At 69.0% G+C, this 15,090-nt stretch carries 19 protein-coding genes; 3 read left to right on the top strand and 16 right to left on the bottom strand.

Features of this window, described 5'->3' with window-relative positions; all coding sequences use genetic code 11:
* Positions 1–23: 23 nt before the first annotated feature.
* The 9 genes from fliR to WS95_RS26805 all read right to left on the bottom strand — a co-directional run bounded on the left by fliR (position 24) and on the right by WS95_RS26805 (position 5,961).
* Positions 24–806: a flagellar biosynthetic protein FliR gene (gene fliR, locus WS95_RS26765; protein WP_059827066.1), complete on the bottom strand. Its 783-nt coding sequence runs from the start codon at positions 804–806 to the stop codon at positions 24–26.
* 22 nt (positions 807–828) lie between these two features.
* Positions 829–1,101, bottom strand: a complete 273-nt coding sequence (fliQ, locus tag WS95_RS26770) for a flagellar biosynthesis protein FliQ (RefSeq protein WP_006491272.1) — start codon at positions 1,099–1,101, stop codon at positions 829–831.
* A gap of 17 nt (positions 1,102–1,118) precedes the next feature.
* Entirely contained in the window at positions 1,119–1,880 is a 762-nt protein-coding gene (gene fliP, locus WS95_RS26775; RefSeq protein ID WP_059827068.1) for a flagellar type III secretion system pore protein FliP, read from the bottom strand.
* A gap of 36 nt (positions 1,881–1,916) precedes the next feature.
* Positions 1,917–2,492: a flagellar biosynthetic protein FliO gene (fliO, locus tag WS95_RS26780; protein ID WP_059827070.1), complete on the bottom strand. Its 576-nt coding sequence runs from the start codon at positions 2,490–2,492 to the stop codon at positions 1,917–1,919.
* Positions 2,489–2,977: a flagellar motor switch protein FliN gene (gene fliN, locus WS95_RS26785; protein ID WP_034209688.1), complete on the bottom strand. Its 489-nt coding sequence runs from the start codon at positions 2,975–2,977 to the stop codon at positions 2,489–2,491. The genes fliO and fliN overlap by 4 nt, the downstream gene beginning before the upstream one ends.
* Positions 2,970–3,968 (bottom strand): flagellar motor switch protein FliM, encoded by a 999-nt coding sequence (fliM, locus tag WS95_RS26790; RefSeq protein ID WP_034209687.1) that lies wholly within the window; start codon positions 3,966–3,968, stop codon positions 2,970–2,972. Before fliM ends, fliN begins: the two co-directional genes overlap by 8 nt.
* A gap of 22 nt (positions 3,969–3,990) precedes the next feature.
* Positions 3,991–4,491, bottom strand: a complete 501-nt coding sequence (fliL, locus tag WS95_RS26795; protein WP_034209686.1) for a flagellar basal body-associated protein FliL — start codon at positions 4,489–4,491, stop codon at positions 3,991–3,993.
* Between the two features lie 260 nt (positions 4,492–4,751).
* Positions 4,752–5,474 carry an LrgB family protein gene (locus tag WS95_RS26800; RefSeq protein WP_059503099.1) on the bottom strand — a complete coding sequence of 241 codons (723 nt, stop codon included), beginning with the start codon at positions 5,472–5,474 and terminating at the stop codon, positions 4,752–4,754.
* Positions 5,475–5,487: 13 nt separating this feature from the next.
* On the bottom strand, positions 5,488–5,961 hold the full coding sequence (locus tag WS95_RS26805; protein ID WP_059827192.1) for a CidA/LrgA family protein: 474 nt from the start codon (positions 5,959–5,961) through the stop codon (positions 5,488–5,490).
* Positions 5,962–6,102: 141 nt separating this feature from the next.
* Between WS95_RS26805 and WS95_RS26810 the strand changes: the two genes are divergently transcribed.
* Entirely contained in the window at positions 6,103–7,029 is a 927-nt protein-coding gene (locus tag WS95_RS26810; protein WP_059780442.1) for a LysR family transcriptional regulator, read from the top strand.
* A gap of 22 nt (positions 7,030–7,051) precedes the next feature.
* Here the strand turns inward: WS95_RS26810 and WS95_RS26815 are convergent, their stop codons facing one another.
* The 4 genes from WS95_RS26815 to WS95_RS26830 all read right to left on the bottom strand — a co-directional run bounded on the left by WS95_RS26815 (position 7,052) and on the right by WS95_RS26830 (position 10,018).
* A complete protein-coding gene (locus tag WS95_RS26815) occupies positions 7,052–7,438 on the bottom strand; it encodes a type II toxin-antitoxin system VapC family toxin (protein ID WP_059827072.1) in 387 nt (128 codons plus the stop codon).
* A complete protein-coding gene (locus WS95_RS26820) occupies positions 7,435–7,683 on the bottom strand; it encodes a type II toxin-antitoxin system Phd/YefM family antitoxin (protein ID WP_059827074.1) in 249 nt (82 codons plus the stop codon). Before WS95_RS26820 ends, WS95_RS26815 begins: the two co-directional genes overlap by 4 nt.
* A gap of 105 nt (positions 7,684–7,788) precedes the next feature.
* A complete protein-coding gene (locus WS95_RS26825; RefSeq protein ID WP_034209680.1) occupies positions 7,789–9,351 on the bottom strand; it encodes a DHA2 family efflux MFS transporter permease subunit in 1,563 nt (520 codons plus the stop codon).
* A 178-nt stretch (positions 9,352–9,529) separates the two neighbouring features.
* The gene (locus tag WS95_RS26830) at positions 9,530–10,018 is read right to left on the bottom strand and encodes a MarR family winged helix-turn-helix transcriptional regulator (RefSeq protein ID WP_059780439.1); all 489 of its coding nucleotides are present in this window, start codon (positions 10,016–10,018) and stop codon (positions 9,530–9,532) included.
* A 174-nt stretch (positions 10,019–10,192) separates the two neighbouring features.
* On the opposite strand from WS95_RS26830, the gene WS95_RS26835 reads away from it, so the two are divergent.
* Both WS95_RS26835 and WS95_RS26840 read left to right on the top strand, forming a co-directional pair.
* Positions 10,193–10,477 carry a multidrug ABC transporter ATPase gene (locus WS95_RS26835; protein WP_082725042.1) on the top strand — a complete coding sequence of 95 codons (285 nt, stop codon included), beginning with the start codon at positions 10,193–10,195 and terminating at the stop codon, positions 10,475–10,477.
* 297 nt (positions 10,478–10,774) lie between these two features.
* Entirely contained in the window at positions 10,775–12,340 is a 1,566-nt protein-coding gene (locus WS95_RS26840) for an efflux transporter outer membrane subunit (RefSeq protein WP_059827077.1), read from the top strand.
* 25 nt (positions 12,341–12,365) lie between these two features.
* On the opposite strand, the gene WS95_RS26845 is transcribed toward WS95_RS26840, so the two are convergent.
* From WS95_RS26845 to gspL, 3 genes are read right to left on the bottom strand one after another with little or no spacing between them, the layout of a single operon-like run.
* Positions 12,366–13,154: a type II secretion system protein N gene (locus WS95_RS26845; protein WP_059780483.1), complete on the bottom strand. Its 789-nt coding sequence runs from the start codon at positions 13,152–13,154 to the stop codon at positions 12,366–12,368.
* Positions 13,155–13,190: 36 nt separating this feature from the next.
* A complete protein-coding gene (gspM, locus tag WS95_RS26850) occupies positions 13,191–13,697 on the bottom strand; it encodes a type II secretion system protein GspM (RefSeq protein WP_034209865.1) in 507 nt (168 codons plus the stop codon).
* Positions 13,694–15,070: a type II secretion system protein GspL gene (gene gspL, locus WS95_RS26855; protein WP_059827078.1), complete on the bottom strand. Its 1,377-nt coding sequence runs from the start codon at positions 15,068–15,070 to the stop codon at positions 13,694–13,696. The genes gspM and gspL overlap by 4 nt, the downstream gene beginning before the upstream one ends.
* Between the last annotated feature and the right edge of the window lie 20 nt (positions 15,071–15,090).

Below are 15,090 nucleotides of genomic sequence, written 5' to 3' on the forward strand. Positions count from 1 at the left end.
CCTCGGGATGAATGACTCGCCCGTCAGCGCCAGCCGATCAACACCCGCCCCATCGCATCCAGCCCCATGTCGAACAGGTGCGACACGAACGGCACGAGGTTCGGCACCATCAGTTGCACGAGCAACAGCCCGACGAGCATCGTCACCGGAAAGCCGACCTGGAACACGCCGATCTGCGGCGCCGCGCGGTTCAGGATGCCGAGCGCGAGGTTCGCGATCAGCAGCGCCGCGACCACCGGCAGCGCGAGCAGCAGCCCCATCTCGACCACGGTCGCGCCGAACGCGGCGAGCGTGCGCCAGCCCGGCGCGTGCAGCAGGTCGCCCGACACCGGCAGCGACTGGAACGACGCGGCGAGCGCCGCGAACACCTGCAGGTGGCCGTCCACCGCGAGGAACGCGAGCATCGCGACCGCGTTCAGGAAGCGGCCCATCGCCGGTGTGGCGCCGCTCGTGTGCGGATCGAAGAAGGTCGCGAAGCCGAGGCCCATCGACAGCCCGATGAAGTCGCCGGCCGCCTCGACGGCCGCGAACACGAGCTGCATCGTGAAGCCCATCGCGACGCCGATCAGGAATTGCGTGACGAGGATCCAGATCCCCGGCGCGGAGAACACGGTGACGTCCGGCATCGCGCCGAGCGTCGGCGCGACGACCAGCGCCATGAACGCGGCCAGGCCGATCTTCGCGCGCACCGGCACCGCCGCGTGGCCGACGACGGGCGCCGTCGCGACGAGCGCGAGCATCCGCACGAACGGCCACAGGAACGCCGTGAGCCAGCCGTTGAGCTGCGCGTAGGTAACCGAGAACATCGCCGCCGGCGCTGTGCGCGGCTCAGCCGACGCCGAGCGTCGCGACGTGCAGCAGCGTCTGCCGCAGGTAGTCGAGCATCGTCGTCAGCATCCACGGGCCGGCGATCACGAGTGTCGCGGCGACCGCGAGCAGCTTCGGGATGAACGACAGCGTCGCTTCGTTGATCTGCGTCGCGGCCTGGAACAGGCTCACGACGAGGCCGACCGCGAGCGCGACCAGCAGCAGCGGGGCCGCGAGCAGCAGGCCGACCATCATCGCCTGATGCGCGAGCGTCATCACTTGTTCGGGCGTCATCGCGCGTGTTCCTCCGCTTACGTGAAGCTCTGCGCGAGCGAGCCGATCAGCAGTTGCCAGCCGTCGACCAGCACGAACAGCATCAGCTTGAACGGCAGCGACACGGTGGACGGCGACACCATCATCATCCCCATCGACATCAGCACGCTCGCGACGACCATGTCGATGATCAGGAACGGGATGAACACCGTGAAGCCGATCTGGAAGCCGGTCTTCAGCTCGCTCGTGACGAACGCGGGCACCAGCAGCGACAGCGGCACGTCCTCGGGGCCTTGCATCGGCGCGGCCTTCGAGATCTTCGCGAACAGCGCGAGATCGGTCTCGCGGGTCTGCTTGAGCATGAAGGTCTTGAACGGCGCGACGCCGCGCTGCACGGCCTGCTCCATCGGCATCGAGCCGTCGGAGAACGGCTTGTAGCCGTCGTTGTACGCCCGGTCGAGCACCGGCGACATCACGAAGAAGGTGAGGAACATTGCGAGGCCGACGAGCACCTGGTTCGGCGGCGTCGTCGCGGTGCCGAGCGCCTGGCGCAGCAGCGACAGCACGATGATGATGCGCGTGAAGCTCGTCATCATCAGCAGCATCGCCGGCAGGAACGACAGCATCGTGAGCAGCAGCATCGTCTGCACGCTCAGCGAATAGGTGGTGCCGCCGTGCGGGCCCGGGCTCGCGTTGAACGCGGGCAGGCCGTTCGCCTGCGCGCAGGCAAGCGCGGGCGCGAGACAGAGGATCAGCACGGGCGCGACGCGCGCCGCGCGCCGCAGGAATACGTGTTTCATCGGAATGCGAGGTCGGAAAGAGGGCGCGGCGCCATGTCAGCGGTCCTTGCCGCGACCGAGGCGTTTCGCGGCTTCGCCCGCGAGCGCGGCGCGAAACCGCGAGCCGAACGTGCCGGGCAGGCCGGCGTCGGACGCATGGCTGCCGGCAGCCGCGTCGGCCGGGGCCGAACCCGCGGTCGCGGCGGCCGCCGCCGAACCGGCCGGCAGCGTATGCAGCAAGCGCACGTTGCCCGGCGCGACGCCGAGCACGAGCCAGGTGTCGCCGATCTCGACGATCGTCGCGCTTTCCTTCGCGCCGAGCCCGACGCTCGACACGACCTTCAGCGGGCCGCCGCGCCGTGCGGGCTGGAAGCCGAAGCGGCGGGCGAGCCATGCGCACGCGAACACGAGGCCGATCACGACCGCGAGCCCGACGAGCGTCTGCAGCACCGCGCCGATGCCGAGCGACGGCGCGGCCGAACCGACCGTCACGCTCGCCGCGATCGAACCGGCATGGTTTACCGCGTTCATGTCGGCGGCGCCGGCCGGCGCGCACGAGAGCGCCGCGACGGCGGCCAGCGCCGTCGCCGCGATCGCGCCGCCTGCACGCTGGCCGGGCATCGCGACGTTCATCGATTGAGCTTCCGGATGCGTTCGGCCGGCGTGATGATGTCGGTCAGGCGGATGCCGAACTTGTCGTTGACGACCACGACCTCGCCCTGCGCGATCAGGCAGCCGTTCACGAGCACGTCCATCGGCTCGCCGGCCATGCCGTCGAGCTCGACGACCGAACCCTGCGCGAGCTGCAGCAGGTTGCGGATCGCGATCTTCGTGCGGCCGAGCTCCACGGTCATCTTGACCGGGATGTCGAGGATCATCTCGATGTCGTTGTGCGTCGAGTTCGCCGCGGCCTTCGACAGCGGCTGGAACACGCCGGCGCCCGTCGCCCCGGCCTGCACCGGCTGCTGGTTCTGCTCGGCGAGCGCGGCCGCCCAGTCGTCCATGCCCGGATCCTCGTCGGCCGCGGCCGGCGCCTGCGCGTCGGCGGCCGACGCCGCGAGGGCCGCATCGGCCATCGCCTGCATGTCGTCGTCGGGCGTCTGGTTCAGCTCACTCATATCCACCTTCCTTCATCGAATCGCTCGCGCCGATCATCTTCTGCACGCGCAACGCATATTGACCATTGAAAATTCCGTAGCCGCACTCCATCACCGGCACGCCGTCGACCTTCGCGGTGATCGTGTCCTCGATCTCCAGCGGCAGCACGTCGCCCGCGCGCAGGTTCAGGATCTTCTCGAACGTCGACGGGATCTCGGCCAGATTCGCGGTCAGCTCGACTTCGGCGGCCTGCACCTGCTGCGACAGCACGCGCACCCAGCGGCGGTCGACTTCGAGCGCCTCGCCCTGGATCGGCGAGCTGAGCACGTCGCGGATCGGCTCGATCATCGAGTACGGCATGCAGATGTGCAGCGTGCCGCCCGTCGGCCCGAATTCGATCGAGAACTGCGTGACGATCACGATCTCGTTCGGCGTCGCGACGTTCGCGAACTGCGTGTGCATTTCGGAGCGCACGAATTCGAACTGCAGCGGCCGCACGCTTTTCCATGCGGTCGTGTAGTGCTCGAACACGAGGTTCAGCAGCTTGCCGATGATCCGCTGCTCGGTGGCCGTGAAATCGCGGCCCTCGACGCGCGTGTGGAAGCGCCCGTCGCCGCCGAACAGGTTGTCGACGACGAAGAACACGAGGTTCGGGTCGAACACGAACAGCGACGTGCCGCGCAGCGGCTTCACGTGCACCAGGTTCAGGTTCGTCGGAATCGGCAGGTTGCGGGTGAATTCGCTGTACTTCTGCACCTTCACCTGGCTGACGGAGATTTCCGCCGTGCGCCGCATGAAGTTGAAGATGCCGATCCGCAACAGGCGCGCGAAGCGGTCGTTGATGATCTCGAGGCCGGGCATCCGCCCGCGGACGATGCGCTCCTGCGTCGCGATGTTGTAGGGGCGGACGCCCGACGTGTCGCGCTGCTCGTCGACCGCATCGGTTTCGCCCGTGACGCCCTTGAGGAGGGCATCGACCTCCTCCTGGGACATGAACTCCTGGTGACCCATACGCGCTCCTTTCGCGGCCGCGTTACTGGACGACGAACTCGGTGAACAGGACGTCGTCGACCTTCGCGCGCTGGTTGCCCGGCTGCGTCGGCTGCTCGATCAGGTCCCGCAGCTCGTTCGCGAGCGAACGTTTGCCGTCCGGCGTCGCGAGTTCCTCGGGATGCTTGTTCGACAGCGCGAGCAGGATCCGGCTGCGGATCTCCGGCATCCGCGCGGTCAGTTGCTCCTGCGCCTTCGGGTCGGTGAGCTTCAGCGACAGGCCGACGCGCAGGTAGTGCTGCGCGCCGTCGTCGGACTGCAGGTTCACGGTCAGCGGGTCGAGCGCGAAAAACGTCGGCGCGGCAAGCGGCGCCGGCTCGGCGGGCGCGCTCGCATGGCCGACGCCTGCCTTGCTCAGGAACACGTACATGCCGCCGGCGGCGGCGGCAGCCGCGCCCAGCGCGATGACGGCGATGAGCGCGATGCGCTTGAACTTGCCGGACGAAGCCGGCTTGTCGGCGGTCGGGGTTGCGGTCGTGGCCATGTGAATGCGTGCGTGATGTCTCGTAGCATGCATTGTTCGGCATCCGGGCCGACGCCGATGGGCGGAAAAGAGGGGGGAATTGCGGCTATCTCAGCCGATTGTCCCGACGGTCGACCGGGCGTCGGCTCGACGCCGGACGGCGACGGCGGGGAAAACGAACAGGGGGGCGAGGGTGGAGCGCGGCGGGCCGGAACCGGGCCGGCGGAGGAAGCGAGCGGGGCGCGACGGCGGGGCGGGCGGCTGCGCCCGCCCGTGCATCGTCAGATCGGCAGCAGCGTGAGCAGCGGCGCGATCAGCACCATCGCGACGCCCGCGATCATCATCGTCAGGCTCGACACGACGCCTTCCTCGCTGCCGATCTCGCGCGCCTTCGCGGTGCCCACGCCGTGGGCGGCCGCGCCGAACAGCGCGCCGCGTGCGAGCCGGGTGCGCATCGGCACGAGCGCCAGCACCAGTTCGCCGAGCAGCATCCCGCAGATGCCGGTCGCGATCACGAACAGGGCGGTGAGATCCTTCGGCGCGTGGATCTTGTCCGACACGGCGAGCGCGAACGGCGTCGACACCGAGCGCGTCATCAGCGAGCGCTGCAGTTCGGGCGACAGGTGCAGCAGCTTCGCGAGCAGCAGCGACCCGCATACGCCCGCGGCGATCCCGACCGCGACGCCGACCGACAGCGACAGCCAGTGGCGGCGGATCAGCTCGCGATATTCGTAGATCGGCACCGCGAACGCGATCGTCGCCGGGCCGAGCAGCCACATCAGCCAGCGCGTGTCGCGGAAATAGACCGAATACGGGATGCCGGTCAGCAGCACGAGCAGCACCAGCACGCCGGGCACGAACACGAGCGGCGAGAACAGCAGCGTCTTCTTGTACGCATAGAGCCGCTTCGACGCGAAATACAGCACGACCGTCAGCACGAAGCAGCCGACGGAGATCGCGGTATTCACGCGATCGGCGGGCAGGTTCGACAGCGCGGCGAGCATGGGCGGCTCCGGCTCAGTGAGCGACGGCGCTCAGGCGCGTACGGCGGCGCTCGGCGAATACGCGCTGCGCGGCGAGCCGACGTTCGAGCTTCGCGGCGAGATCGACCGCCACGGCCACCGCGACCATCACGAACGCGGTGCCGGCGAGCATCACCAGCGCGATGCGCCAGCCGTCCTCGCGGAACAGCCCGCCGTACTGCACGGCCGCGACGGCGGCCGGCACGAAGAACAGCAGCATGTCGGACAGCAGCCAGTTCGCGCCGTCCTTCACCCACGCCGGCGCGACGCGACCCGAGAACAGCAGCACGAGCAGCACCGCGAGGCCGATCACGCCGGACGGAATCGGCAGCCCGACCTTGCGCACGGCCCAGTCGACCGCCATCCACAGCACGCCGAGCGCGGTGGCCTGCAGCACGATCCGGCCCGTGTGCGCGAGGCTGCCCGACGCGGCAGGGCGGGCGGCGGCAGTGGCGGTCGGCTTGTTCATGACGGGCTCCATACGGATGTTTCTGTCGATGGCGTCAGTATAGGGTTTCCCCTAACCATAAATAAAATGACTTGTCTCTATCCTTATCATTCCAGTTCGGAATTCGTTTTGATGTTGCCGCACCAATCTGGGGAGTGATCGATGGAATTGCGCGCGCTGCGGTACTTCGTCGAGGTGGTTCGCCAGCAGAGCTTCACTGCGGCGGCCGACAAGCTGTTCGTCACGCAACCGACCATCAGCAAGATGGTGAAGGCGCTGGAAGACGAGATCGGTTCGCCGCTCCTGCTGCGCGACGGCCGGCAGATGGTGCTGACCGACGCCGGGCGGATCGTGTTCCAGCGCGGCCAGGACGTGCTCGCCGCGCAGGCGCAGCTGCAATCGGAGCTGAACGATCTCGGCACGCTCGGACGCGGCGAGCTGACCATCGGCATTCCGCCGCTCGGCGGTTCGCTGTTCACGCCGATCATCGCCGCATACAAGCAGCGCTATCCGAACATCGAGCTGAAGCTGTTCGAGCAAGGCGCGCGGATGATCGAGGCCGCGCTGACGTCGGGCGAGCTGGAACTCGGCGGGCTGCTCGAGCCCGTCGATCCGGGCACGTTCGAGCGGCTGCCGATGGTGCGCGCGCCGCTGTGGCTCGTCGCGCCGCGCGAGTCGCGCTGGGAGGAGCACGCGGCCGTGCCGCTCGCGGATCTCGCACGCGAATCGTTCGTGTTCTATGCGGAAAGCCTCGCGCTGCACGATGCGGTGCTCGATGCGTGCCGGCAGGCCGGCTTCACGCCGTCGATCGTGAGCCGCAGCGGCCACTGGGATTTCATGGCCGCGCTCGTGCATGCGGGCGTCGGCATCGCGCTGCTGCCCGAGCCGTATTGCCGGCGGCTCGACGCGGGCCAGTTCACGTGCCGGCCGATCGTCGAGCCGGAAATCACGTGGGCGATCGCGCTCGGCTGGCTGAAGAAAGGCTACTTGTCGCACGCGGCGCGGGCATGGCTCGACGTCGCGCGGGCGACGCTGCCGCTCGCGGCGGGCGACGATCTGGCGTTCGGGGGGTTGCGGGCGAGGGAGTGAGGGTCGCTCAGGCTCGGCGCGATCAGACGTGCCGAATCGGGCCCGGATACCGGGCCACCGTGTGGTCGTGCGTGAGCAACGTGACGCCTTCCGAAATCGCCTGGGCAATCAGGACCCGATCGAACGGATCACGATGCACTGCCGGCAGTTGTTCCACGGCGAGAACGTGCTCGCTCGTGATCGGCAATTCGACGTAGCCGGCGTCAAGCAGATTGCGACGCAGCACGTGCGGATCGACTTGAAAATCATTGCGGTCGAGCCCGCGCTTGATCACGATCTCCCACAGACTTGCAGCGCTGAACAACAGGGTATGGGCGGGATCCTCGATGAGCGTGCGAGCTTGATCCGGCAATTCGGTCGCGTCCGCCGCCGCCCAAAGGATCAGGTGCGTATCGAGCAGCAGTTTCACGCGTCGCCCTCGAACAGCTTCCGGATGGCCTCGTCGCCCATCGTGTCGAAGTCGGGCGGCACGACGATCTGCCCCTTCATGAAGCCGATCCGCGCCGGCCGGGGCACCTCGGGCGCATCGATCGGCACGACCTTGACGAGCGGCTTGCCGGCCTTCGCGATCACGAATGGTTCACCCGCGTGAACTGCCTCGTCAATCAGACGCGACAGGTTCGTCTTCGCGTCATGCATGTTGTAGGTCTGCATGGCATCCCTCAAATGAACTAAGTTTAGTCAATTTGTTAGCTTAGTTCACAGAGGGCATGTCCGCAAGGTCCGCGGTCGCCCGATACAAAGCCGTCCGGCGTGTCCTCAATGCCCCATCGCCGGCCCCGCGCCCTTCTTCGGCTTCGTGATCCACACGAGCGCCGCGAGCGCGATGAACACCACCGCCGACAAGTGGAAGAAGTCGTTGGTCGCCATCATGAAGCCCTGCTGCGTGACGAGCTGGTTGAGCTGCGCATTGGCCGTCTGGCCGACGATGCCGAGCTGCGCGAGCGCGCCCTGGTAGTCGGTCGTGTTCTGCGCGTAGACGCTCACCGATTCGGACAGCCGCGCATGATGGTAGATCGCGTCGTTCTCCCAGAACGTCGAGCTGGCCGCGGTGCCGATCGCGCCCGACAGCGTGCGCAGGAAGTTCGACAGCCCCGACGCGCTCGCGAGCCGTTCGTCGGAGATGCTCGACAGCGTGATCGTCGTCATCGGCACGAAGAAACACGCGACGCCGATGCCCTGCACGAGCCGCGGCAGGATCACGTGGTTGAACGGCACGTCGAGCGTGAACGTCGCGTTCCACATCGACACGCCCGCGAACACGATGAACGCGAAGCTCGCGACCATCCGCAGGTCGAGCCGGTGCATGTTGCGGCCGATCAGCGGCGACAGCACGAGCGCGAGCAGCCCGACCGGCGCGGTCGCGAGGCCGGCCTTGCCAGCCGTGTAGCCCATCACCGTCTGCAGCCACAGCGGAAAGATCACGACCGAGCCGAAGAACGCCATGAAGCCGAACGAGATGATCAGCGCGCCGAGCGCGAAGTTGCGGTCCTTGAAGAGCGTGAGGTCGACCACCGGCTCCTTCTCGGTCGCCTCCCACACCAGCATGAACGCGAGCGACACGACCGCGATCAGCGCGAGCGCGACGATGAACGACGAGTTGAACCAGTCGCGGTCCTTGCCGAGGTCGAGCATCATCTGCAGGCACGACACGCCGATCACGAGCAGCGCGAGGCCGATCGCGTCGATCCGCTGCTTCGACGTCTTCGTTTCGCGGCCGCGCAGCAGGAAGTACGCGCAGGTCGCCGAGAACACGCCGATCGGCAGGTTGATGTAGAAGATCCACGGCCACGTGTAGTTGTCGCTGATCCAGCCGCCCAGCAACGGGCCGAAGATCGGCGCGACGATCACCGTCATCGCCCATAGCCCGAGTGCGAGCCCGCGTTTCGCGGGCGGGTAGCTGCGCATCAGGATCGTCTGCGACAGCGGCACCATCGGCCCCGACACGAGGCCCTGCAGCAGCCGGAACGCGATCAGCGTCTCGAAGTTCGACGCGAGGCCGCACAGCGCCGACGCGATCGTGAACGCGAGCACCGACAGCGTGAACAGCCTCACTTCGCCGACCCGCCGCGCGAGCCAGCCGGTGAGCGGCACCGCGATCGCTGACGCGACCGAGTACGACGAAATCACCCACGTGCCCTCGCTCGTCGCGACGCCGAGGCTGCCCGAGATGGTCGGCACCGCGACGTTCGCGATCGACGTGTCGAGCACTTCCATGAAGGTGCCGAGCGCGAGCCCGACGGTCAGCAGTGCGAGCGCACCGCCGGTCAGCGGTGCCGGTTCGGCAGCGGGGGAGGGGGCGGATGCCGTGGTGGCGGACATCGGAATCTCCTAGACGCGGCGCGCGCGACGCGCCGGCACAACGTACGGACGCGCGACGCAGCGCGGCCCGGCCGGGTGGAATGAAAAAGGGGAAAGGTGGAGCGCGTGCCTCGTCATCTTCTGCCCAGACAGAGAAATAAGCGAACGTTTAACTGAGACATGAGGGGCTCCACGCGCATCAGCAGTCGGCTTCGTCAGGCTTCGGGCAGCCGGTCGAACCGGGCCCGTTGGCGATGAAGCGCTGCAGCAGGCCGGTGAGCGTCGCGAGTTCGTCGGCCGAGAAGCCTTCGAGCTGCGCGTTGAGCACGGTCGCGACCAGCGACGGCAGCGCGCGGGCGGCTTCGACGCCGCGCTCGGTGAGCGTCAGTTCGATCATCCGGCGGTCCTGCTCGCTGCGCGTGCGTGCGATCAGCCCCTTGCGTTCGAGCCGGTCGAGCATGCGCGTCATCGACCCGCTGTCGTACGACATCTTGCGCGACAGTTCGAACGGCGTGCGTGCGTAGCCGCGCGACAGCAGCAGGATCACGCCGATCTGCTGCGCGGTGAGGTCGAACGGCTCGAGCGCACGATCCATCCGCTCGACGAGCGCCTGCTTCGCCTTCGACAGGTAATAGCCGAGGCTCGTTTCCAGCGCGATGTTCTCGGGATCGTAGAGGCCGCCGGTCATACGATTGCGCGCGCAGCAATAGTGCGTTTCGGGTTAAAACGCGCCCAGTATCTTGAAAAATGATTGCTTAGTCAATATTATTTGAGTCAACCAGTTACGACGTGCATGTTGCACTGCCGGAGACTATGTTCTGACCGATCCGCCCGCACCGCCGGGCACCCGAGGATGTTCGCGATGCTGTTCCTGAAAAATGCCGCCGGCGCGTTGCGCCGCAATCTGACCGATACCGCTCATCATGTGTTTTCCGGGCCGCACCGCGGCTGGAAAATCGCGCTGTACGTGACGATGCTGGTCGTGCCTGGCGGCTCGCTCGCGGCGCTCGGGTTCGCATGGTTCGATCATCGTCGGCAGCGCAACGCGAAGGGCGGCGCGCGCCGCACGAGCCAGCCGGCCGCGACGGAGCCGTCGACATGGCGCGCCGCCGCCGAACCCGTCCCGGCGCCCGTGCGCTGCCACTGACGCCGCACCGCTTCCGCGCGCCACACTATCCCGGCCCGATTCCAGTCTGTCCGATCGCCCGCCGCGTCACGCGCGGCCGGCGTCGTATGCCCGTTCGCCCGCCTGCCGTCCCGCAAGCAAGCCGTAATGGCCGGTAACCCGGCCGGCCGCGCCGGTAACACATCCGGGCCGCCGCGCACCGTACCCTTAGGGCTGCGCAGCTTTCTCGCCGTCAGTTACCATTTGTCCGCCAGCGGCACGACGATCGCATCGCGCGGCGCCGCTCGCCGGCCGCCACGCCCAGACAGGAAAACCACCATGCCGTACGCCTCCCTCCCGCGCGCCGTTCGCCCGCTGAGCGCCGCCGTCGCCATTGCGACGGCCGTGCTGCTCGCCGGCTGCGCCGTCGGGCCCGACTATCACCGGCCCGACACGTCGATCCCCGCCGCCTTCAAGGAAGCGCCGGCCGGCTGGAAAGTCGCGCAGCCCGCCGATCGCGCCGACCGCGGCGCATGGTGGACGGTCTACAACGATCCGCAGCTCGATGCGCTGATCGGCAAGCTCAACGCGTCGAACCAGACCATCGCGCAATCGGCGGCCGCCTACCGGCAGGCGCGCGCGCTCGTCACCGAGGCGCGCGCCGCGTATTTCCCGACCGTCGGGCTGAGCGCATCGGGCTCGCGCGCGCGGACGCCGCGCACGTCGCTGTCGTCGAGCTCGTCGTCGAATTTCGGCAGCGGATCGACGGGGTCGATCAACAACAGCTACAGCGTCGGCCTCGACGCCAGTTGGGAACCCGATCTGTGGGGCAAGGTGAGCCGCACCGTCAGCGCGCAGCGCGCCGGCGAAGCGGCCGCCGCGGCCGATCTCGCGAACGCGCGGCTGTCGCAGCAGGCGCTGCTCGCGCAGACCTATTTCCAGTTGCGCACGTCCGACGCGCTGCAAAAGCTGCTCGACGACACCGTGAAGTCGTACGAACGGTCGCTGCAGCTCACGCAGAACCAGTACGCGCAAGGCGTCGCCGCGCGCGCAGACGTGATCCAGGCGCAGACGCAGTTGCAGAGCGCGCAGGCCGCGCAGATCGACAACGGCGTGGCTCGCGCGCAGTACGAGCATGCGATCGCGACGCTGATCGGCGAACCGGCGTCGACCTTCTCGCTGCCGCCGGCCCCGCTCGCGGCCGAGCCGCCGATCACGCCGGTCGACGTGCCGTCCGCGATCCTCGAGCGCCGGCCCGACGTCGCGGCGGCCGAGCGCCGTGCGGCGGCCGCGAACGAGCAGATCGGCGTCGCGATCGCCGCGTTCTTCCCCACCCTGACGCTGTCGGCGAGCGGCGGCTTCCAGAGCTCGGTGTGGTCGCAGCTGTTCACGCTGCCGGCGCGCTTCTGGACGGTCGGCCCGCAGCTCGCGGCCACGCTGTTCGACGCGGGGCTGCGCGCCGCGCAGACCGACGCCGCGCGCGCGACCTACGACCAGGACGTCGCCGCCTATCGCCTCGCGGTGCTCACCGCATTCCAGGACGTCGAGGACAACCTCGCGTCGCAGCGCATCCTCGCGCAGGAAATCGACGTGCAGCGGCAGGCCGTCGACAGCGCCGAGCACGCGCTCGCGATCGTCACGAACCAGTACAAGGCCGGCACGGTCGCGTACCTGAACGTGCTGACCGCGCAGACCACCGCGTTCACCGCGCAGCAAAAGCTCGCGACGATCGCCGGGCAGCGGATGGTGTCGTCGGTCGGGCTCGTGAAGGCCCTTGGCGGCGGCTGGAACGTATCGGAGATGGCGCGCGAGAACGGCGACATGGCGGCGCCGGCGCCTTTGCCGGCGTCCGGTGCGGCAGCGGCCACCGCACCGGCGGCCGCCGCGCCGCTCGCGCAGAAGTAGGAAGGGAAGCGGCCGACGCGCGCGTTCAGCGCTGCGCGTCGCCGAAGATCAGCGACACCTGGTTGTTGCCGATCGGATGCCCGAGCAGGTTCAGCAACCCCGCGAGGTTCGCCTGCTGCTCGGGCGCCGCATGCGCGGTCCCGCGGAACGAGCCCTGGCCGGGGCCGAAGCTGCCGTGCCCGTCGAGGAACAGCGGGCCCTGCGTCGTCGACAGATCGAGATCGGCGCCCGCGCCCTTCGCCTGCAATACCGCCCGGTACGAACCGAGCGGCTTCACGCGCGACACGCGCGAACTCATCGAATCGATCGTCACCGTCAACTGGCCGAACGCGTTGGTGCCGATGAGCCGCCAGTCGCTCCAGCCGAGCCGCACGTCGCCCTGCAGGTCGAGCGTGTTGAACGGCGTGCCGAGCCCCGCGAGCAGCGACGCGGGCACGGCCATCGTGCCCGCCGACAGCACCGCGCCGCGCCACGTCGCATCGAGCGTGACCGCATCGGGCATCGCTTCCGTCTGCCGCATGCGCATCTGCACGCGCCCGGTCAGCAGCGGCCAGAACCGCGTGGTCCATTCGACCCGGCCCGGCAGCAGCGTCGCCGCGCTCTGATCGGCGCCCGGCGCGAGCATCAGCGTGCCCGAGCCGTGCCACAGCGACCCGTCCGGATCGACGAGATTCACGTGGCCGCCGGTCGCACGCGCGAACTGCGGCGCGATCCACGCGGCCGGCGCGAGCGCGACGAGCGTCACCGCCGTCGCCAGGCCGCCCGCCAGCACCCACGGCAATACGGCGACGAGCCGCCTTGCCCACGGCCTCATCGGCCGCCCTTCGTTTGCGTCATCCACTGCCGTCATCTACTTCTGGACGGAAGGTTGCATCACGGCCGTCAGGTCCACCTGGCCGTCTTCCTTCAGCGCCGTGGCGTGCGCTTCGCCGACCTGCACCTTGAACTGCCGGCGCGCATCGTCGAGCCACTGGGTCCATGCCGGGAACGACACGTTCTTCATCTGGATCTGCACGCCGTTGCCGACGATCTGCACCTGCGCGCCCTGTAACCCGTGATCGGACAGCGACGCGGTCAGCGCGTCCTTCAGCGCGAGGCCGGTCGGCGCGACGCCCTGCGCGGCGGCCGTCAGCGACTTCGCCTCGTTCGCCTGCGCGGTCATCTGCGCGAGTTCGCGACGCATCGTCGGCAATTCGCGCTGGATCCGCGCGCGGCCTTCCTGCGCGGGCGACCACAGCACCGAATACGCGATCGCGACCGCCAGCACGGCGCCGCCCCAGCCGAGCAGCGTCTTCTCGCGCGGCGAGCGCTCGCCCCAGAACTGGGTCAGCGTCTGGTTCAGTTGTTCGGTTTTCATGAGCGGCTCCGGATCGTCCATTTGCCCGTGTTGCTGTCGACTTCGCCGGACAGTCCGTTACGCGCGAGGCGCTGCGTGAAATCGGGATCGACCTTGACCTCCGGCTTGAAGCCGACGTCGAGCCGACGGTCGTGATAGTCGAGCGACGCGATGCCGTTCAGCGGCAGCGCACCCATCGAGCGCGACAAGCCGCTCGACAGCGCGAGGAAATCGTTCGGCGACAGCTCGCCGGCCGCAAGGCGCAGCTGGTCGAGCTGACGCTGCATCTGCGCGGGCGGGTCGAGCACGGTGGTCGTCTTCGGGAACGCGGACAGCAGCGTCTCGGTGATCTGCGCGGACAGCGCATCGCGCTCGCGCGACAGCTTCCACCAGTGCAGGTTCATCCCGATCACCGCGACGCCGAGCGTCGCCGCAGCGAGCGCGATCGGCACGCGCAGGCGCTTGAGCGTCGCGCGGTCGAAGCGCCACGGCTGCGATTCGAATTCGAACTGGCACAGATCGAATGGCTCGGTCAGCGCCCGGCGCGCGAACGTGTCGAACGACAGCGGCGCGGCGCCCGGCAGCAGCGGGCCGTCGGTGCGGCCAACCGATGCGAGCCGCGGCTCCGCGCCCGGTTCGCCGAGTTCGTACAGTTCGATGTCGCCGCCGCCGGCGAGCGCGGCCAGCGTGCCGGCCGCGCGCGACGCGGGCGCCACGAAGCCTTCGCCGAGCGCGCCGCGCGCGACGGCCAGCTCGAGGCGCGGCGCACCGGCCGCCGCCGGCAGCGCGCCGGCTTCGACGAGCACCGGTTCGACCGCCGTCGCGAGCCCGAGCACCGCGGCGACCGTCGTCGGGCGGGCAGGCGGCTCGGCCGCGGCCGCGACGAGTGGGGCGGTGTCGATGGCCTCGTCGTCGGCCGCCGGCACGACGGATGCCGCTTCGGCCGGCGCGCGCGGCGCCGGCAGGCAGCGGGTCGCGGGCACCGCGCTCAGGTGCCGGTGGCCGGCCGCGGTGAACGCGTCGCAGATCGTGCGGAACCACGCGCGATCGACGACGGCCAGCACGCGGCGCCCGTCGGGCAGCGCGGCCGGGTCGAGCGCGATGTGGCAGCCGAGCGGATCCTGGATCAGCTGATCCTCGACGATGTTGGGCAGCGCCTGGCGCAGCTTCGGCCCCTTCAGCGGCGGCACGGTCGCGGCCAGCAGCAGCACGTCGCGCGCGGCGACGATCAGCACCGTCGCGTTCGCCCGCGGCAGCAGCGCCAGCGCGGCGCGGCCGGCGCGCTGCACCTGGCCGCCCTTGTCGACGAGCATGAACGGCAGCTCGGGCCACTGCCATTCCTGCAACGGCACGGCAGGCTCGCGCGGCGGCAAAGAAACAATCAACGTGCTCACAAGAGCTCCTCTCCCGATTG

The sequence above is a fragment of the Burkholderia sp. MSMB1826 genome (assembly GCF_001526325.1).
Taxonomy (GTDB): domain Bacteria; phylum Pseudomonadota; class Gammaproteobacteria; order Burkholderiales; family Burkholderiaceae; genus Burkholderia.